At 69.7% G+C, this 19,075-nt stretch carries 10 protein-coding genes and 4 pseudogenes; 3 read left to right on the top strand and 11 right to left on the bottom strand.

Annotated elements, in window-relative coordinates; translation table 11 throughout:
• Positions 1-70: 70 nt before the first annotated feature.
• Together OO67_RS29530 and OO67_RS29525 are read right to left on the bottom strand one after the other, a co-directional pair.
• A pseudogene (locus tag OO67_RS29530) lies at positions 71-4,162 on the bottom strand (discoidin domain-containing protein).
• Positions 4,163-4,539: 377 nt separating this feature from the next.
• Positions 4,540-5,721: a S8 family peptidase gene (locus OO67_RS29525; protein WP_033304813.1), complete on the bottom strand. Its 1,182-nt coding sequence runs from the start codon at positions 5,719-5,721 to the stop codon at positions 4,540-4,542.
• 205 nt (positions 5,722-5,926) lie between these two features.
• Between OO67_RS29525 and OO67_RS29520 the strand changes: the two are divergent.
• Both OO67_RS29520 and OO67_RS29515 read left to right on the top strand, forming a co-directional pair.
• Positions 5,927-6,307: pseudogene (locus OO67_RS29520) on the top strand (alpha-L-rhamnosidase C-terminal domain-containing protein); the annotation flags it as partial.
• A 100-nt stretch (positions 6,308-6,407) separates the two neighbouring features.
• On the top strand, positions 6,408-6,992 hold the full coding sequence (locus OO67_RS29515; RefSeq protein WP_078598349.1) for a YdeI/OmpD-associated family protein: 585 nt from the start codon (positions 6,408-6,410) through the stop codon (positions 6,990-6,992).
• Positions 6,993-7,115: 123 nt separating this feature from the next.
• On the opposite strand, the pseudogene OO67_RS29510 reads toward OO67_RS29515, so the two are convergent.
• The 8 genes and pseudogenes from OO67_RS29510 to OO67_RS29480 all read right to left on the bottom strand — a co-directional run.
• Positions 7,116-7,835, bottom strand: a pseudogene (locus OO67_RS29510) (GTP-binding protein); the annotation flags it as partial.
• Positions 7,835-8,111: pseudogene (locus OO67_RS40930) on the bottom strand (GTP-binding protein); the annotation flags it as partial. The pseudogenes OO67_RS29510 and OO67_RS40930, both read right to left, overlap by 1 nt.
• Positions 8,112-8,218: 107 nt before the next feature.
• Positions 8,219-9,316: an aldose epimerase family protein gene (locus OO67_RS29505; RefSeq protein ID WP_033304811.1), complete on the bottom strand. Its 1,098-nt coding sequence runs from the start codon at positions 9,314-9,316 to the stop codon at positions 8,219-8,221.
• On the bottom strand, positions 9,316-10,353 hold the full coding sequence (locus OO67_RS29500; RefSeq protein WP_033304810.1) for a LacI family DNA-binding transcriptional regulator: 1,038 nt from the start codon (positions 10,351-10,353) through the stop codon (positions 9,316-9,318). Before OO67_RS29500 ends, OO67_RS29505 begins: the two co-directional genes overlap by 1 nt.
• A gap of 67 nt (positions 10,354-10,420) precedes the next feature.
• The gene (locus tag OO67_RS29495; protein ID WP_033304809.1) at positions 10,421-11,461 is read right to left on the bottom strand and encodes an ABC transporter permease; all 1,041 of its coding nucleotides are present in this window, start codon (positions 11,459-11,461) and stop codon (positions 10,421-10,423) included.
• Positions 11,458-12,456 (bottom strand): ABC transporter permease, encoded by a 999-nt coding sequence (locus tag OO67_RS29490; protein ID WP_033304808.1) that lies wholly within the window; start codon positions 12,454-12,456, stop codon positions 11,458-11,460. Before OO67_RS29490 ends, OO67_RS29495 begins: the two co-directional genes overlap by 4 nt.
• Positions 12,453-14,060 (bottom strand): sugar ABC transporter ATP-binding protein, encoded by a 1,608-nt coding sequence (locus OO67_RS29485; RefSeq protein WP_033304807.1) that lies wholly within the window; start codon positions 14,058-14,060, stop codon positions 12,453-12,455. Before OO67_RS29485 ends, OO67_RS29490 begins: the two co-directional genes overlap by 4 nt.
• Positions 14,061-14,162: 102 nt before the next feature.
• Positions 14,163-15,248: an ABC transporter substrate-binding protein gene (locus OO67_RS29480; protein ID WP_033304806.1), complete on the bottom strand. Its 1,086-nt coding sequence runs from the start codon at positions 15,246-15,248 to the stop codon at positions 14,163-14,165.
• Positions 15,249-15,718: 470 nt separating this feature from the next.
• Between OO67_RS29480 and OO67_RS29475 the strand changes: the two genes are divergently transcribed.
• On the top strand, positions 15,719-18,070 hold the full coding sequence (locus OO67_RS29475) for a glycoside hydrolase family 2 (RefSeq protein WP_033304805.1): 2,352 nt from the start codon (positions 15,719-15,721) through the stop codon (positions 18,068-18,070).
• Between the two features lie 60 nt (positions 18,071-18,130).
• Here the strand turns inward: OO67_RS29475 and OO67_RS29470 are convergent, their stop codons facing one another.
• Positions 18,131-18,958 carry a phytanoyl-CoA dioxygenase family protein gene (locus OO67_RS29470; protein ID WP_033304804.1) on the bottom strand — a complete coding sequence of 276 codons (828 nt, stop codon included), beginning with the start codon at positions 18,956-18,958 and terminating at the stop codon, positions 18,131-18,133.
• Positions 18,959-19,075: the final 117 nt, after the last annotated feature.

Raw genomic sequence — 19,075 nt, 5'->3', positions numbered from 1 at the left:
GCGGACACCGGGCGCCCCGGGACCCCTTTCCGGAGCCCCGGGGAGCACCCCTCCGCGCCGTCCCGGCCTGCTACGGGTTGATGTTGATCTTGAAGGTGGAGGTGGTGTTCTTCACGTCCTGGGCATTGCCGCTGAACTTCAGTCCGTTGAAGGTGACCTCACCGACAGCAGGCCCCTGGCCGGCCTCCGGCATCTCGTTCGCCCACAGCCCGAAGCCCGACTTCGCGTCGAAGGCGTCGCCGCTCCTGCGTGCGCCCGAGACCGAGATGTCGGTGAGCACCGTGTCCTTGATCGGGAACTGCGGCTGCCCTCCCACGTAGTTCGTCTGGAACATGATCCCGCTGTACGTCGGGTCGACGATGTCCACGTTCGAGATCCGTATGCCCTGGAAGACCTTGGAGGCCGAGAACAGCCAGATCCCGGGGAAGGTCTGCGTCCCCCAGAAGTGACCGCCGGCCCGCACGACCGAGACGTTCTCGATCGCCGTGGGGCCGGTCCCGAACCCGTTCATCGGGTAGCCGAAGTCCAGCGAACTCACAGTGATCCCGGAGTACACCAGGGTGTCGGCGATGTGGATGTTGCGGAAGGTGTTGTCGTAGCCGCCGTACACGGCCACTCCCGCCGCCCGCCACGTGAGGATCGACGTCAGGTTCTCGTACACGTTGTTCTTCATGTCCGCGCCGCCGGCGTCGATCGCCGAGAACAGCGCGAAGCTGTCGTCCCCGGTGGCCCGCGCCTCGTTGTTCGTGACGTGGTTGTCCGTGGAGCCGTTGGTCATGTTGATGCCGTCGGCGAACATGTTGCGGATCCGGGAGTTCTTGATGGTGACGTTGTCGGTGTTGGCCCCCCAGTAGAGGCACACCATGTGCTCGTTCCAGATGTTGTCGATCACGATGTCCGAGACGTTGGAGAAGTCGAACACCTTGCCCGGCCCGTCGATCCGGGACGTGTAGTTGCCGAAGTACGCGAAGTCGGAGAACGACGAACCCTTCGCACTGGCCTCCGCACGGAATCCGATGTCGGTGTTGTCCTGTGTGGACGGCGCGTGGAACCGCGTGAACCAGGGCCCGGCTCCCGCCACCTTCACGGCCTTGCCGTAGACCTGGAACTTGCTCGAGGTGGAGTAGTCACCGGCCGGGAGGTAGACGCCCACCAGGCTTCCGGTGGTGTCCATCCGGACCTTGTCCAGGGCGTTCTGCACGTCCTGGTGGGTGGAGCCCGCGGGCACGGCGTACCGGGCGGGGTCGGGGTTCGCCTTCTGGGCGACCTGCTCCAGGCTGACGAAGTCGATCGCGTACGTGCTGGTGTTGGCCGCGTCCTTCTGCAGCCGGATCCTGCTGCCGCCCGGGACGGTCTTCCCCAGCATGATGTTCGCCTCGTCGTAGATGTGCCTGGGCGCTCCCGAGCCGGGGGCGTTGCCCGGTCCGGTCTCGTTCCCGTACAGCCAGGCGTACTTCGAGGTGAGGTCGATCGCCTTGAGGAAGGTACCGTCCACGTAGACGTTCAGCTTCGAGTCGATGCCACCGCCGCCCGCGGAGTCCGGGATGGAGAACCGGGTGACCAGGGTGTTGGTGGGCGCCCGCGTCGTGAACTCGACGTAGTTTCCGGTGCTGTCGAGCGTCACGGCCTTGCGGCCCGACGCCTCGCCCGCGATGTCACCGACGGTCCTGTTGGGGCCGACGACCTTCGCCCCGCCCCCGGTGACACCGTCCTCCGCCTCGTACATGTCGTACGGCATGTCGGCGCCGCGCCCGACGAAGAGCGATTCGGTGCTGGTGTTGTTCGCGCGCTTCACCGGCAGTTCGTTGGCGTCCTCGGCGAGCACCACCTTCACCGTGTACGAGCCGTTGGCAGCCGTCCAGGTCCCCAGGGAGACCGGCGACGTCGTGGAACCCGCGGCGATGGCGCCGTTGTGCGCGCCGGTGAGGGACTTGACCGTGGCCCCCTTGGAGTCGATCAGGCTGAGGGTGATCCCGTGGCTGCCGCTCGCGGACGCCACGGAGCCCTGGTTCTTCACGGCGACGGAGAAGGTGACCGTGTCGCCGTTCGAGGGGCCCGACGGGGAGGTCGTGACCGCGCTCGCCACGAGGTCGGAGCTGGAAACCGGCTTCACGACCAGCGGGGTGCCGCCGGTGAAGCGGTTGTTCGTCTCGTTCTGTTCGATGATCTCGTCTGCCGGGTCGACGACCGCCCCGAGCGTGTAACTGCCCGCGTCGCGGGCTCCGATGGACGAGGCGACCTGGGCGGAGGCGCCTGCGGCGAGAGCGCCCACCGAAGCGGTGGCGACCTTGGATCCGCCGAGCTCGAAGTCCAGCTTCCCGGCGGGAGAGGAGACCGCACCGGAGTTGCGGACGGTGGCCGACAGGGTGACGGGGTCTGATTCCACGGGGGCCGAGGGCGAGGCGGCGACCGCCGTGACCTGCAGGTCCGGGTTGGGGGCCGGAGCGCCCAGCACCTGGAACTCGGCGACCTGACCTGCGCCGGATCCGCTGTTGGAGGTGAACTTCAGCTGGACGTCGGCCACCCGGGCGGTGACCGGGATCGTCACCGTGTTGCCCGTCGCCGGGCTGAACGCGTAGTCCTTGGCGGCGGCCAGGCTCGTGAACGAGGTGGCGTCCTGCTCCCGTCCGAGTACCTGGATGTTCTGGGTGCGCGCTCCCCAGCTGCTGTCGGGGTTCAGCTTGACGACGACGCTCTCCGTGTCGGCGTTGGCACCCAGCTCGACCGTCAGCGTGTTGGGGTAGCTGCCGCCCGCGCCCTCCCAGTACGTGCTGAGGGAGTTGTCGTTGGCGTTGGCCGCGACGAACGTGTGGACCACCGAGGACGCGGTGATCGGCTTGGAGACGGCGAGGTCGGAGGCGCCGCTCGTCGACCCGTTGCGCGTCACGGTGTTGCTGGCGCCGGAGACGTTGCCCGCGGCGTCCTTGGCCCGCACGACGTAGTGTTGTCCGAGGAGGCCGTCCAGGTCAGCTTGATCTGCCCGGTCGACGGCTCCGTGAAGGCCAGACCGGACGGCGCGGTGGGCGCCTGCGTGTCACCGGAATCGCCGGTGCGGGTGACGGTGTTGCTGTTGCCCGACTGGTTGCCCGCCGCGTCCTTGGCCCGGACGTGGTAGGAGACGGTCTCGCTTGTTGTCCGAGGAGGCCGTCCAGGTCAGCTTGATCTGCCCGGTCGACGGCTCCGTGAAGGCCAGACCGGACGGCGCGGTGGGCGCCTGCGTGTCACCGGTGGCCGGGCCGTAGACCTCCAGTTCGGAAAGCTGGGCGGCCGGCTGGACGGAGTTGGCGGTGACGAGCACGCGCACGTAACGGGTGGTGGTCGTGTCGAAGGAGACCGTCGCGGACTGACCGCCGGCAGGGCTGAAGCTGTAGGCCTTGGACGCCGTCAGATCACTGAAGTCCGAGCCGTTGGAGCTTCCCTGGATCTTCAGCGTCTGGGTCCGCTGCTCCCAGCCGTCGGGCAGCCGGAGCACGACGCGGTCGACCCGGACCGAGGAGCCCAGATCCGCCTGGATCCACTGCGGGAACGCGTTGTTCCTGCTCTCCCAGTAGCTGGCGCGGTTGGCGTCGTTGCCGTGGGCGGCCACGTACGTCTCGGTGTAGCTGCTCGCCGTGAGCGTCCGGCCCGCAGCGAGGTTCGCCGACGACTCCCCCGCCGCACGGACCTCCAGCTCGGAGAGCTGGGCGTTCTGCCAGCCCGTGTTGGCCGTGATGTTCACCCGCACGAAACGTGTCTGCGTGGCAGGGAAGGAGATCCGCACCTCGTTGGAGGTGCCGGGACCGAAGGTGTAGGCGGCCGAGGTCTTCAGGGTGGAGAAGCTGGTGCCGTCGGCGCTCCCCTGGAGCGAGAGCGTCTGCTGTCTGCTCTCCCAGCTCGCGGGGAGCTTCAGCCGCACCTCCTCGACCCTGGCGGTGGAGCCGAGGTCGGTCTGCACCCACTGCGGCAGTGTGCCGCCGGTCCCTTCCCAGTACGTGGCCTGATTGCCGTCCGTCACGTTCCGGGCGGCGTACTCGCCGCCGGCACTGCTCGCCGCCGTGGCCCGGCCTGCGGCGATGTTCGGTCCGTCGGCCGCCGCGGCGGTGAGCGACGGCCATCCGATCATCAGAAGACTGGTCGTGACCACGGCGGAAAGGGTCCGCCATCTCCAGCGTTGGGCTCTCATAGGTCCCCGATCTTCGGCCTCGGCGCGGTACACGCCGAGGGCGCGGCTCTGTCGGCACAGCCCTGCGGCACCTGTTCCCGCACGCATCGAGCTGAGTTTTGCGCTTTGCGGTCAGAGAGTTGCAGAGAAGTGCGAGAGCGTCCACGCTTGCGACAGAAACCGGAACACGTCAGAGCGCAGCAGAGGGGCCTTGAGTGGCGTACCTCGAGAAGCATCGAGGAGGGCTGCGCAGCCCGGCCCTTCCTCCGAAAGACGTACGCAATCGACGTAAGTTTTTTGCGTACCCTGGTCAGCCAACCGAAAGTACCTGTTCCACGACACAGCGAGGAGCGGGGCCCGCAGGACGCGGACCCCGCTCCCGTGGAGCCGGCCGGAGGTCAGAGACCGCCGGTGTGGAGGAGCCGGTCGGGCGAGCCGGACCCCAGGCCCGTCAGCACGTCCGGGGTCGCCTCGGCGGCGAGCCAGTCGGCGACCTCCTGCGGGGCCGCGTCGGGGTTCTGCTCCTTGTAGAGCGCCGCGACACCGGCAACGTGCGGGCTGGCCATGGACGTTCCGCTCAGGGTCGTGGAACCGCCACCGAGGTTCGCGGACACGATGTCCACACCAGGGGCGTAGAGCCACACACAGGTACCCCAGTTGCTGAACGTCGCCTGCCGGTCCTGATCATCGCTCGCGCCGATGGCGAGTACGCCGTCGGCGCGTGCCGGGGAGACGTCGCAGGCGTCCTGGTCCTCGTTGCCCGCCGCGACCACGGGCAGGGTGCCCTCCGCCGCGAGCGCGTCGAACGCGTCGTCGACGGCCGACGACGCGGGCCCGCCGAGCGAGGCGTTGACCACGGCCGGCTGCTCGGCGTTCTGGGCGATCCAGTCGAGGCCCGCGATGACCCCGGCCCAGGTGCCCGAGCCCTGGCAGTTGAGCACCCGGACCGGCACCAGGGAGGCCGCGGGGGCGACACCGTACGTCGCACCGGCCACGGTCCCGGCCACGTGCGTGCCGTGGCCGTTGCAGTCCTCACCGTTGCGGCCGTCACCGATCGCGTCGTACCCGGCGTCCACCCGGCCGCCGAACTCGCTGTGGCCGGACTCGATGCCGGTGTCGAGGATGTACGCGGTCACGCCCTGACCCGTGCCGTCCACGTCGTACGTGCCGTCCAGCGGCAGATTCCGCTGGTCGATGCGGTCCTGCCCCCAGCTTCCGGCCACGGCCCGCTTCCCGGCCGGCTTGACGGCGGGTGGCGAGACGGAGGCCTCACTGTTCTCCTCCACCCTCTGTACGCCCGCCGCGCCGCGCACCTGCTCGAGCTGGGCGGCCGTGAGCGAGGCCGCGAAACCGTGCAGGACCTTGTTGTAGGTGAAGAGGGTGCTGACGCCGAGCTGCTGGGCCATGGCGGCAGGCTTCTGCTCGGGCGAGAGAGTGACGATGTACTGCCCGGGCACGGCCCGGGCCGACTTCTGCACCGGCACGAGGGTCTCCCCGGTGTCGGCCGTGGCCGTGGTGGTGCCGATCAGAGGGGCGATCAGCAGTAGGGCGGCCGGTGCCCAGTGGGCGCGCAGGCGCATGCGTTCTCCCTTGAGATGGAGGAGCGGATCGCGGACCCGTCAGGTCCGCGAAGTGCGAACACCTGACCTTTCGTCCACATCCCCGGCGGGCCTGAGCCGCGTCAACCGGACAGCGCAACGATCGGTACCGGGGAAGGACCATTCGGCCGGTCGCATGAAGGGTTACGACTCCTCCTGCGAGTGAACCCGGACCTGCCTCACGGACACCGGCCACACGGACGCCGCCTACCCGTTGCTCATGCAGAGGACCTTCCCGAGCTGGGGCTACCAGATCGACAGGGGCGCCGCCGACGGCAGCTTCCAGGACGCGGGAAGAACTCAGAACTCCTTCAACCGCTACGCCTACGGTTCCGAAGGCAGGTTCGGCTCAGCGTACGGGCGGGTCGCCACGCGGTGGAGGAAGGACGCGGACGGCTTCGCCCTCCGGGCCGTGCTGCCGGCGAACACGACCGCCGAGGTGTGGGTACCGGGCGGCGACAGGCGGAGCGCCGGCCGGTGCCCTGCGGCCTTCCAGCGGCTGGACGTCGGGGGTGGTGCCGTCTCCACCATGGGATCGGGCACCCATCATTTCGCGGCCTCCGACTGACCTGTGCCGCCCCGGGTGCCCTGTAGGACGGCAACCGTCCTACAGGGCGCCTAGCCTGCTCCCCAAGACCTGGGACGTTCCCGAAGGAGGCGTCACGACTGTGGCCGACCACACCACTCCCGGCGCGGAACCGCTGTTCTTCGAGCGGGCGGAGGGCCTGGCGCGATGGCTGGAGGAGCACCACGGGGCGTCCTCCGGTCTGTGGCTGAGGATCGCGAAGAAGAGCTCGGGCATCGAATCCGTCACGGCCTCCGAGGTGGTCGACACCGCTCTCTGCTACGGATGGATCGACGGGCAGCGCAAGTCCTCGGACGAGACGTACTACCTCCAGCGGATCTCGCCCCGCCGGCCGGGAAGCGCGTGGTCCCTCGTGAACGTACGGAAGGTGGAGGCGCTGACTGCGGCCGGCCGGATGAGGGAGCCCGGACTCGCCGCGGTACGGGCGGCACGCGAGGACGGGCGCTGGGAGACGGCCTACCCCTCACAGAAGGAGGCCACGGTGCCCGCCGATCTCTCCGCCGCGCTGGCAGCCGAGCCGCGCGCGGCGGAACGCTTCGAGCGGCTCGGCAGGACGGACCGGTACCTCGTGATCCTGCAGCTCCTCAGGGCGAGGACGCCGGAGCTCAGGGCCTCCCGTCTGGAACGCCTGGTGACGAAGCTGGTGTCGGGCGAGAAGATGCCCTGACGGTTCGTCCCCGTGCGGTGGACGAACTCGCGGCGCGTGCGCACGGGACGGCGGGAGGCTACCTGAAGTGAAGCGGGACATGACGGGCGCGCGGGGATGCGCGTCCGTCACGCCTGCCGTCCCTCACCGCCCGCCGTCGACCCGCCGCAGGGTGCGCAGGAGGTAGTCCTTGCGGTTCAGCGGATCGCGGTCGGTCCTGGACCTGTGCGGGACAGGTCCGGTGACCGGCCGGTAGTCCTCGAACGCGGACTCCAGCATCCCTTCGCCACGCGTCATCCCGGGCAGCAGCAGCTGCAGCTCATGGACGCGCGCGGTGGGGATCACCCCCTCCACCGTGCAGACCCCTCCGCGCGTCACCGGGGGCGCGGGGACTGCCCGCAGCCGGGCGAGGACCGGCACGAGCGGGCCGAGCGCATCGGCCGGGAGCTCGGCGCGGAAGCGGTGCAGGGGCTCGTACACCGTGGTCCCTGCCTGCTTCAGGGCGTCCATCAGCACCAGCGGCGTCAGATGACGGAAGTCGCCCGCCGTACTCGACATGCTCTTGTCGAACACCGCGTGCGAATGACTCTGCCGGGGCCAGTACCCGGAATGGGTCGTGGTGACCGTGCAGTCGGTGACCTGCCATCCGTGAATTCCCTGGCCGAGCGTCTCCAGCACGGTGTCCTCCACCGCGCGCATCAGTGCGTACGGCATGGAGCCGAGCTCCACTTCCCGCCGGAATTCCACTCCGCTGCCGAAAGCTGCGGGCTCCACGCGGAGTCCGACGGTGGCGAGAAAGGGATTCGGCTCCTTGTCGATGAACTCCACGGCCGCACCGGTTCCCGCCGGCCGCTCCAGGCAGATAACGCGCCGTCGAGCACGCCGAGGACCCGTTCCACCTCGGCGATGAAGTCGGGGTGGCCGGGGGTGTCGATCAGGTTGACCGTGACGCCGTCGACGGCGAAGGACACCACGGCGGACTTGATGGTGATGCCTCGCTGCCGCTCCAGGGCGAGGGTGTCGGTCTGTGCTGCCGTCGTCGACGCTGCCGACCGTGTCGATGACTCCGGCGTCGTGGAGCAGCCGCTCGGTCAGGCTCGTCTTACCCGCGTCGACGTGCGCCAGAATTCCCAGGTTCAATGTGTGCGCTGAGCTTCAGGTCCTCGAGACAGGTGTGCATTCCTGTCGGGGGGAACACAGAAGCTCGGCGCACGGATATCTCCCGGGTTGATCGGTTGGTGCCGGAATTACAGCAGGCCGCCGCGCCGGAGGGCAATCGGTTGATCCCCGAGGTGCGGGAAACGCAGTTCGGTACGGCTGCGCGCGGTTTCGCCGGGGCGCAGTACGGTGCTGGGCAGGTCGGGCCGGTTCGGTGAGTCGGGCAGGTGCTGTGTCTCGAGGCAGACCGAGCCGTGCCGCTCGTGGCGGCGCCCGGTGCCGTCCGTGAAGGAGCCGTCGAGCTGGTTGGCGGTGTAGACCTGGATGCCGGGCTCGGTCGTCCACACCTCCAGCACGCGTGCCGCGTCCGGAGCGGTGAGGCGTGCGGCGCGGCGCAGGCCGCCGCCCGCGTCCCGCAGCACCCAGCAGTGGTCGTAGCCGCCCGCGGCGCGCAGTTGCGGGTCCTCGGTGGCGAGGCGTTCCCCCAGCACCCGAGGCGCGGTGAGGTCGAAGGGGGTTCCGCGGACCTCGGCCGGCGGTCCCAGGGGGATGCCGTCGTCGTCCACCGGCAGATAGGCGTCGGCGTCGACCTCCAGGTGGTGGCCCAGGACGTCGTCGTGGCCGGCCAGGTCGAAGTAGGCGTGGTTGGTGAGGTTGACGACCGTGGGGCGGTCGGTCACCGAGACGTAGTCGACGGCCAGCGTGCCCGCCGTGTCGAGGGTGTACGTGACGGTGGCGTCCAGCGCACCCGGGAAGCCCATCTCTCCGTCGGGGCTGTGCAGGGTGAGACGTACGGACACGCTGTCGTCGGTGCGGTCGGGGGCACCTTCCCACACCTTGGTGTGGAAGCCGTCCGGCCCTCCGTGCAGGGCGTGGCCCCGGTCGTTGGCGGGGATGTGGTGCTCGGTGCCGTCCAGGACGAAGCGGCCGTGGGCGATGCGGTTGGCGTAACGGCCGACGACGGCGCCGAAGTAGGGGTGCTCGGCCGTGTAGTCGTCGAGCGTCGAGAGCGAGCGGACGACGGAGGTGGTGGCGCCGGCGGTGTCCGGCACGGTGAGGCGGTGCAGGGACGCGCCGTAGGTCAGTATCCCGGCGCTGACCCCCGTCCCGCTGTCGAGGGTCCACAGGTCGGTGGGGGCCCCCTGGGCGGAGCCGAACGGGGTGCGGTGCACGGTGGGGCGCGGCATCAGAGGTCCTCGGTGTGGCCGGAGTCGGGCCCGGGCGTGGTGGATTCGCGGACGACGAGGCGGTAGCCGGGGCGTGGCCGGCGAGGTTCGGCGACGGGCGTGCCCGCGAGCTGTTCGACGAGGCTGTCGACGGCGAGCCGGGCGATGGCTTCCTTGTCGGGGGCGATGGTGGTGAGCGTGGTGGTGGTGTAGCGGCTCTCCTCGATGTCGTCGAAGCCGACGACGGCGATGTCGTCCGGGATGCGCAGGCCGCGTTCGGTGATGGTCCGCATGGCGCCGATGGCGATGAGGTCGTTGTACGCGAAGACGGCGTCGGGCCTGTCCGCCCGGTCCAGGAGCTGCGCCATGCCGGCGGCGCCGTCCTCCCGGCCGTAGCCGTCGGTGACCACGACGAGGGATTCGTCCGGTGTGATGCCGGCGGCCGCGAGTTCCTCGCGCCAGCCCCGGAGCCGCAGGTGCGCGGGCTGGCGTTCCCGGCCGGTACGCGATCCGAGGAAGGCGATCCGCCGGTTGCCCTGGCCGACGAGGTGGCACACGGCCGCGCGGGCCGCCGCCACGTTGTCGATCGCGATGTGGTCGTACGGCGCCTCGTACTCGCGCTCACCCAGCAGGACCAGGGGCGCCGTCTCGGTTCGCGCCATGAGGTCCTCGGTCTCCAGGTGGATGGGGCTGAGGATCAGGCCGTCGATCACGTGGGACCGGAATCCCTGGCTGACCAGGAGCTCTTTCTCCCTGAGCCCGGCGGTGTGGTCGACCAGGACGGTGTAGTCGTGCCGGGCCGCAGCGTCGATGACCGCTCCGGCCAGTTCCGCGAAGTACGGGTTGCCGAATTCGGGCACGGCGAGGGCGATGATGCCGGTGCGGCCCTTGCGCAGATGGCGAGCGGTGAGGTTCGGCCGGTAGCCGAGCTCGTCGATGGCCTGTTGCACCTTGGTGCGCATGGCGGGTGTGACGTGCTGATAGTTGTTCACCACGTTCGACACGGTCTTGATGGACACGCCCGCCCGTTGTGCAACGTCCTTGAGGCTGACGCCCACGGCACTCCTTGGTGTTCGGCTCGGCTCGGCTTGGCTCTTCGTCCGGCCCTGAACGGCCGGCTCGTCGTCAGGTGCTTCTGCGACTGCGCGCGAGATAGCGCTGCGCCACCACGACAACGATAAGGAAGCCGCCGCTGACCACCGACTGGTAGGAGGAGTTGAGCGAACCGATCTGGTTGATCAGGTTCTGGATGACGGCCAGCAACAGGACGCCCCAGAGGGTTCCGCTGATGGATCCGGCGCCGCCGACGAGGAGCGTGCCTCCGATGACGACGGCGGCGATCGCGTCGAGTTCCATGCCCACACCGACGATGGTGACGCCGGAGGACAGCCTCGCCGCGTTGAGGGCGCCGGCCAGTCCGGCGAGCAGGCCGCTGAGCGTGTAGACGAGGATCTTCGTACGGGCGACGGGGAGGCCCATCAGGGTGGCGGCGTCGCTGCTTCCGCCCACGGCGAAGAGGGTCTGGCCGAACGAGGTGCGCTGCAGGACCAGTCCGCCGGCTCCGAAGAGCACCAGGGCGATGATGATCGGGTAGCCGAAGCCCCAGACGCTGCCCTGGCCGAGCTCGCCGAAGGCCGAGTCCTTGGGCACCAGATAGGTGGTGGCTCCCTCGTCGGTGAGGGCGAGCAGCAGGCCTCGGGCGCCCAGCAGTGTGGCGAGGGTGACGATGAAGGGCGCCATGTTCCCCCGGGCGATCAGGAACCCGTTGAGCAGGCCGATCCCGCCGCACACGACGAGCGGGAGCAGTAGTGCGGCGAGGAAGCCGTACTGCGAGGCCCAGGCGGCGAGGACCCCTCCGAGGGCGAAGACCGATCCGACGGACAGGTCGATGCCACCGGTGATGATGACCATGGTCATGCCGAGTGCGACCACGGCGAGGAAGGACGCCTGGATGGTCACCCCGCGGGCGTTGTCCAGGGACGCGAACGTCGGGTAGATGAACGAGGCGGCGATCACGACGGCCAGCAGGACCGCGAGGACGCCCTGGCGTTGGAGGAGTTCGGCGGCGCGCTGCCGGCCGGTCTGCTCGGCGCCGGCGGGGCGGGCCGCGGGCGCTGCCGGCGGCACCGGGGCCGGGGCGGTGGGGAGGGGCTTGGTTTCGTTCATCGGGACCGACGCTCCCGGGCGACGTAGACGGCGGCGATGATGATGGCCGCCTGGGCGATCTGTGCGGTGGAGTCGGGCAGGTCGTGCTTGACGAGGGTGGCGCGCAGGAGCTGCATGAGCAGGGCGCCCGCCACGGTGCCGAGGACCCGGACGGAGCCGCCGTTGAGGGGGGTGCCGCCGACCACGACCGCCGTGATGGCGGAGAGTTCCATGAGGGTGCCGAGCGAGGACGGGTCGCTGGCGGTGAGCCTGGCCGTGGCCAGGATGCCGGCGAGAGCCGCGAGCACCCCGCAGATCACGTACACGCCGATGAGGATCCGCTTGACGGGCAGTCCGGCGAGCGCGGCTGCGGAACGGTTGCCGCCGACGGCGACGACCTGCCGGCCGAAGGTGGTGCGTTGCACCAGGAAGGCGACTGCGACGGCCAGCACTCCGGCGATCCAGACGACCAGGGGAACGCCGAGGAAGGAGCCGGTGCCCAGCGACAGCAGGTCGGGGTTGACGATCTGCTTGAGCTGGCCGTCGGCCATGACGAGGGCCAGTCCGCGGCCTCCGACGAAGAGCGCGAGCGTGGCCACGATGGGCTGCAGCCCCACGAGGGAGACGAGTGCGCCGTTGACCGCTCCGACGACGGCGCCTGCCAGCAGGGCGACGAGGAGCGCGGGTATGAGCCCGTATCCCAGGTAAAGCGGGAGGAAGGCGGCGGCGAGCGCCATGGTCGAGCCGACGGACAGGTCGACGCCCTCGGTGCCGATGACCAGGGCCATGCCCAGGGCGACGATGACGATGGGGGCGACCTGGACGAGCTGGGTGCGGAAGTTGTCCGCGGTCATGAAGTGTTCGGTGAACAGGGCGTTGAAGAGCAGCACCACCGCCACGGCCACGTACACGCCGTACCGCTGGTACCAGGCGGGGTCGCGCAGCCGGGCCAGTGGGCTCACGGGCTTCCGGGGTGTGCCGCCCTTCGCGGGCGGGGCGACTGCGGTCTGAGTCATCGGGGGTCCTCCTGGGCGGCCGGGGCCCTGTCCACCGGCTCCGGTGCGTGGTCGGCGAGCACTGCGAGCAGCCGGTCCTCGGCCACGTCGTCGCCCGACAGCTCACCGGCGACCGCTCCGCCGCGCAGGACGACGATCCGGTCGGCGCCCTCGATGAGCTCCTCGATGTCGGAGGAGATGAGCAGGACGGCGAGGCCCTCCCGGGCGAGGTCGTCGATGAGGCTCTGGACCTCGGCCTTGGCTCCGACGTCGATGCCCCGGGTGGGTTCGTCGAGCAGCAGGACCTTGGGCTCCAGGCACAGCCAGCGGGCCAGCAGGACCTTCTGCTGGTTGCCGCCGCTGAGTTCCCCGACCTTCTGCTCGGGGCTCGACGCCTTGATCCGCAGGCGCTTCATGAAGATGTCGACGATGCGGTCCTGCTTGGCGCGCGAGACGACGCCGGCCCTGGAGAGACGGGGCATGGCCGCCAGCACGATGTTCTCGCGGACCGAGAGACCGGGCACGATGCCTTCGGCCTTGCGGTCCTCGGGCAGCAGGCTGATGCCGGCCCGGATGGCGGCGGCGGGGGTGAGCCGCTTCAGGGTGGTGCCGTCGACGGTGAGTTCGCCCGCGTCCAGGGGCAGGGCGCCGGACAGCGCCTTGGCCGTCTCGCTGCGGCCGGAGCCGAGCAGGCCTCCGAGGCCGAGCACCTCTCCGGCGTACAGCGACACGGAGATGTCGTGGAGCTGGAGGCGACTGGAGAGGCCGGTCGCGGTGAGTACGGGTGTGCGGGCGGCCTCGTGTCCCTCCGCGGCGAAGTTGGTGACGCCGGAGCGGCGTACCTCGGAGAGGTCGCGGCCGAGCATCATCGACACGAGCTGCATCCGGTCGAGGCCGGCGAGGTCGCCGGTGTGGATGTGGCGTCCGTCGCGCAGGACGGTGACCCGGTCGCATATCCGGTAGAGCTCGTCCATGCGGTGGCTGACGTACAGGACGGCGATGCCCTGGCCGCGTAGACGTTCGATGACGCGGAAGAGGGTCTCCACCTCGCGTGGTTCGAGCGAGGAGGTGGGCTCGTCCATGATGACGACCTGGGCGTTGACGGACACCGCCCGTGCGAGCGCGACCATCTGCTGGGTGCCGACGCCGAGGGTGTGCAGGGGGCGCCGGGGGTCGACGCGTACGCCGAAGCCGTCGAGCAGTTCGCCCGTCTCGCGGTGCATGCGGGTGAAGTCGATGAGGCCGAGACGGTTCCTGGGTTCGCGGCCCAGGAAGATGTTCCGCGCCACGCTCATCAGGGGGACGAGGTTGACCTCCTGGTAGATCGTGGAGATACCGACCTGCTGTGCCTCGAACGGCCGGGCGAAGCGGACCGGTTCGCCGCTCATCCGCAGTTCGCCCCCGTCCGGCCGGTACACACCGGTCAGCACCTTGATGAGGGTCGACTTGCCCGCGCCGTTCTCCCCGACCAGCGCGTGGGTCTCCCCCGCGCGCAGGGAGAAACCGACGTCGTCGAGGGCGACGACTCCGGGGAACCTCTTGCTCACCGAGCGGGCTTCGAGCACGGCGGAGGCCGTGGAAACGGCCGCCTCCGGTGCCTGAGGTACTGCTTCGGGTGGTGCCATGGGTGTTTCTGGCCTTCCGCTGTCCAGGGGGGTGAGGTCCCGGGGCCGCCGTGGCCCGATGCGGGTGCCACGGCGGCCGGGACCGTTGGGTTCAGGAGCGGATCAGTACGCCCCGCCGAGCGATTCCTTGGCGTTGGTCTCGTCGTAGGCGCGGTCGGTGATGATGACGTTCTCGGGGATCTCCTCGCCGCCGTAGAACTTCTGGGCGGTCGCGAAGGCCAGCGGTCCGAAGCGCGGGTTGGACTCGATGACGGCGTTGTACTCGCCGTTGACCAGGGCCTGCACGGCGTTGCGGGTGCCGTCGACCGAGACGATCTTGACGTCCTTGCCCGGCTTCTTGCCGGCGGCCTTCAGCGCGGTGACGGCGCCGAGGCCCATCTCGTCGTTCTCCGCGTAGACGGCGGTGATGTCGGGCTTGGACTGGATGAGCTGCTCCATGACCTGCTGGCCCTTGTCACGGGCGAACTCGCCGGTCTGCTGCGCGACGATCTCGATGCCGGGTGCCTCGGCCTTGATCTGGTCGACGAAGCCCTTGGTCCGGTCGGTGGTCACGTTGTTGCCGGAGGCGCCGAGGAGGATGGCCACCTTGCCCTTGCCGCCGGTCGCCTTGATCATCGCGTCGGCGGCCCGCTTGCCCTGCTCGACGAAGTCGGAGCCGAGGAAGGCCACGTAGTCCTTGCAGGCCGTGGAGTTGACCTTGCGGTCGATGGTCAGGACGGGCACCTTCTTCGCCGCCGCGGCCTTCAGCGCCGGCTCCAGACCGTCGGAGTTGAGCGGCGCGATGATGAGGAACTGCGCACCCTGGGAGAGCATGTCCTGGATGTCGCTGATCTGCTTGGACAGCTGCGACTGCGCGTTGGTGGTGAGCAGCTTCTTGACCCCGATCCTGGCGGCCTCGTCCTTGATCGACTGTGTCTCGGCGATACGGAACGGGTTGGCCTCCTTCTCCGACTGGGAGAAGCCGACCACCGCGTCCTTGAGGTCGATCTCGGGTGCGCCGTAGCTCTGCAGCGAACAGCCGGGGCCGGAGGCCGCCTCGGGGGACTTTGCCGCCTGAGCTCCCTGGCTGCTGTCACCGCCCGCACTGTTCGAGGTCTCCGACTTCGAGCAGCCGGAAACGGCCAGCGTGGCGGTGGCGGCGAGCAGGCAGGCCGCGGCGAGGGTACGGGATCGACGCTGGGTCATCATGCGCGGGACGCTCCTTGGCGAGGTGACGGCACACCGTTCGGCGTGCGGCCAGGCATGGCGGGACGGTGCATCTGTCGCTCGGCGGCAGATGACGCTGTATCCCTCACGACCCCGCTGCGAGCTGCGGAAACGGTGGTCGTGAGGAGCTTGTGCGGCCTCTCGGCGGCTCGGTTTACAACGTTATATAGGCGAGGCGCCACAGGCGGCAAGAGAGTTGTCGATGCGTTTCCAAAACGTGTCGCCCCCGCCTGCCCCTCCCGCACACCGGCCGCAGGGCGGTACCGCACCAGGTACTGCGCCAACCCTGGACACCGGCTTGACCGCGTGCTGTCATACCGCCGACATCGATTTTCCAACGTTGCAAGTAAGTTGTCGCGCCGTCACCGCCGACCATCTCTGGCAGCTGCTCTGACCTGATGTCACGCCCCCGCGCCGGCCGGTGCGGGGGCTTCTCCCGAAGGAGTCCCACTATGCGATCCGCACCCGTACCACGCCCCCGCGCCTGGTGGAGACGGTTAACCGCCGGCACCGGCCTGCTGGCGCTGCTCGCCACCGCACTCGTCGGGGCAGGCACCGCCCCGGCCGCCGCCGCACCCACGGCCTGGACACCGAAGCCGGCGCCCATGACCACGCCCTGGACGAACCAGGTGCCCGTCGACAAGCCGCTCCCCGAATACCCGCGCCCTCAGCTGACGCGGCCCGACTGGGCGAACCTCAACGGCATCTGGGACTTCGCGGTGACCGGCCGTGACGCCGGGCAGCCGGCGGCCTTCTCCGAGCAGATCCGGGTGCCGTTCGTCGCGGAGTCCGCGCTCTCCGGCATCAAGCGCAAGATCACCGAGAACGACAAGCTCTGGTACAAGCGGACGTTCACCGTCCCGTCGAACTGGAACGGCCGCCGTGTCGTGCTCAACTTCGGCGCCTCCGACTGGCAGAGCACCGTCTGGGTCAACGGCACGCAGGTCGGCGCCCACAAGGGCGGCTTCGACTCGTTCTCGTACGACATCACGCCACGCCTCAACGGCGGCACGAACACCGTCGTCGTCTCCGTGTACGACCCGACACAGACCGGCGGCCAGGCCGTCGGCAAGCAGCGGATCAACGACGTGAACCCGCATCCGGGCGGCGGCATCTTCTACACCGCGGCCTCGGGGATCTGGCAGACGGTCTGGCTGGAGCCCGTGGCGGCCTCGCACGTCACCCGCCTGGACATGACACCGAACCTCGGCAACAGCACCCTGCGCGTGAAGGTGCGGGCGGCCGCGGCCGGTGGCCGCAGCGCGAGAGTCACCGTCTCCAGCGGAGGCACCGTCGTGGGTACGGCGACCGGCGCACCCGGCGCCGACATCTCCGTACCGGTGCCGAATCCCCGGCTGTGGAGCCCGGACGACCCGTTCCTGTACGACGTACGCGCCGAGCTGCTCGACGGGACGGACGTGGTGGACACGGTGGGCAGCTACGCGGGCATGCGGTCCATCGCCGTCGCGAAGGTCGACAACGTACTGCGTCCCGTCCTCAACGGGAAGTTCGTCTTCCAGACCGGCACCCTCGACCAGGGTTACTGGCCCGACGGCATCTACACGGCTCCCACCGACGCCGCGCTCCGGTACGACCTGCAGGCGCACAAGGACCTCGGGTTCAACATGGTGCGCAAGCACATCAAGGTGGAACCACAGCGCTGGTTCTACTGGGCGGACAGACTGGGCCTCCTCGTCTGGCAGGACATGCCCTCGATGGACACCGGGAAGACCCCGGACGCCGCGGCACGGACCCAGTGGGAGGCCGAGTACCACGCGGTCATCGACCAGCACCGGAGCTCTCCCTCGGTCGTCATGTGGGTCAACCAGAACGAGGGGTGGGGCCAGTACGACCAGGCCAGGATCGCCGACGAGGTGAAGGCCTACGACCCGTCCCGGCTGGTCGACAACATGAGCGGGGTCAACTGCTGCGGCTCCGTGGACGGCGGCAACGGGGACGTGATCGACAACCACGTGTACGTCGGCCCCGGCAACACGGCGCCCACCGCGACCCGGGCCGCCGTACTCGGCGAGTTCGGCGGACTGGGGTACAAGGTCCCCGGCCACGAGTGGTATCCGGGCGGCGGCTTCAGCTACGAGGACCAGGCAGGCACCGGCGCTCTGAACAACCGGTTCGTCGGGCTCCTCGACGCCATCCGGGTCGGCCAGCTGCCGGCCGGGCTCTCGGCTTCCGTCTACACCGAGATCACGGACGTCGAGAACGAGGCGAACGGGCTGCTCACCTACGACCGCCAGGTGGTGAAGGTCGACACCGCACGGGTGAAGGCCGCCAACCAGGCCCTCATCCAGGCGTCGAAGACACCCCCGCCGCCGGTCACCCTGCCCACCGGGCAGTACACGTCGCTGCGGGTCACCACGCCCGGTCATACGACCAAGTACCTGCGCCACTCCCAGGAACTCGCCTACACGGCGGTCGTCGACAGCGGCAGCACCGCGCTGCTGAAGAACGACGCCACCTGGAAGATCGTCACCGGCCTGGCGAACAGCAACTGCTACTCGCTGGAGTCCCGCAACTATCCCGGTGAGTACCTGCGCCACCGGGACTTCCGGATCCGCCGCGACGCGAACGACGGCTCGGCCCTCTTCAAGGCCGACGCCACCTGGTGCGCGGTCGCGGGTCAGGGCGGGGTCCGGCTGTCGAGCGCCAATCTGCCCGGCAGCTATCTGCGCCACATCGGTTCCGAGGTGTGGCTGGCCACGCCCGGCGGCGGCCACGCGTGGGACAACGCGGCCACCTTCACCGAGGACACGACGTGGGCGGTGGACGCGCCCTGGGCGCCGTGAGGTGAGCCGTCGAGCCCGGCGGCGGCCGGCCCGGTCCGGCCGCCGCCGGGCTCCGGTGTGTCAGGCCTCGCCCATCACCAGGCCCTCGATGGTGTGCCTCTGGACGATGGGGCTGAGCTCGTCCACGACCGGACAGTGCAGATGGGCCCGGACCCGCCCCGGCAGAGAGGCCCAGTACTCCCTGGTCACCGCCATGTCGTGCTGCGCGTCGTTACCGGCCCCCGGTGCGTCGATGCCGAGCACCAGGACCGGCCGGGATTCGGACGAGTGGTTGGCCGTGCCCCGGTGGATCGTCAGGGCGGACCGAGCCGAGATGTCCCCACGCCGCGGATACTTGCGCTCGGCGAGTGCGGCGTAGCGAGAGTAGGTGTCGCGGGGCGGGAACATCGCGTGGCCGAACCGGGCGTCGTCGTCCCACTGGGTGCCCGGCGCGATCTCGAAGGGACCCATGTCGTCACGCGTGTCCACTGCGGTGAGGTTGAAGGCGAGGGACGTCAGCCGGCGCCGGTGCCGGGTGGCGTCCGGCATGGGGAAGTCCCGGTGCCAGGGCTGGTTCACCGCTCCGGCCAGCGGGACGTCGAAGCCCAGCTCGACTATGCGGTAGTCGGGCCCCAGGACGGCCTCGGACACCGAGCGAACCCACGGATGGTCGACCAGGTCCACGAAGCCCCGCAGCTGCTCGGGGTGGATCTCGACGTAGAAGCGGTGGGGTCCCCGGCCGACCGCCCCGCCCTCCCGGCCGCGCGCCTCGGTGAAGGCTCCTTCGATGTCCTCGCGCATCGCGTCGGCCCACTGCGGGGTGAAGGCGCCCCGGCATGCGGTGACGCCGGCGGTGTACAGGTCCTGAACGGCCGCGTCGAGCTGCGGGGTGAGGGCGGCTTCGGGCATGGCGGTGGTCCCTTCACGGACGGGAGACGGGCACAACAAGCAGGCACCGGTGGGATGTTCCCCTCTGCCGGCTGCCGACGCGTCAATGTTGCAACGTTGCAATCAACGTGGCAAGAG

Origin of the sequence: Streptomyces atroolivaceus, from assembly GCF_000717025.1 — a bacterium.
Classification (GTDB): Bacteria; Actinomycetota; Actinomycetes; order Streptomycetales; family Streptomycetaceae; genus Streptomyces; species Streptomyces atroolivaceus.
This window is presented reverse-complemented; position numbering and strand designations above follow the sequence as displayed.

Excerpts from the sequence above, each read along its gene's own strand:
- OO67_RS29480 (WP_033304806.1), bottom strand. The coding sequence starts at position 15,248 with ATGATGACCCAGCGTCGATCCCGTACCCTCGCCGCGGCCTGCCTGCTC.
- OO67_RS29505 (WP_033304811.1), bottom strand. The coding sequence starts at position 9,316 with ATGCCGCGCCCCACCGTGCACCGCACCCCGTTCGGCTCCGCCCAGGGG.
- OO67_RS29485 (WP_033304807.1), bottom strand. The coding sequence starts at position 14,060 with ATGGCACCACCCGAAGCAGTACCTCAGGCACCGGAGGCGGCCGTTTCC.
- OO67_RS29475 (WP_033304805.1), top strand. The coding sequence starts at position 15,719 with ATGCGATCCGCACCCGTACCACGCCCCCGCGCCTGGTGGAGACGGTTA.
- OO67_RS29525 (WP_033304813.1), bottom strand. The coding sequence starts at position 5,721 with ATGCGCCTGCGCGCCCACTGGGCACCGGCCGCCCTACTGCTGATCGCC.
- OO67_RS29495 (WP_033304809.1), bottom strand. The coding sequence starts at position 11,461 with ATGAACGAAACCAAGCCCCTCCCCACCGCCCCGGCCCCGGTGCCGCCG.
- OO67_RS29490 (WP_033304808.1), bottom strand. The coding sequence starts at position 12,456 with ATGACTCAGACCGCAGTCGCCCCGCCCGCGAAGGGCGGCACACCCCGG.
- OO67_RS29470 (WP_033304804.1), bottom strand. The coding sequence starts at position 18,958 with ATGCCCGAAGCCGCCCTCACCCCGCAGCTCGACGCGGCCGTTCAGGAC.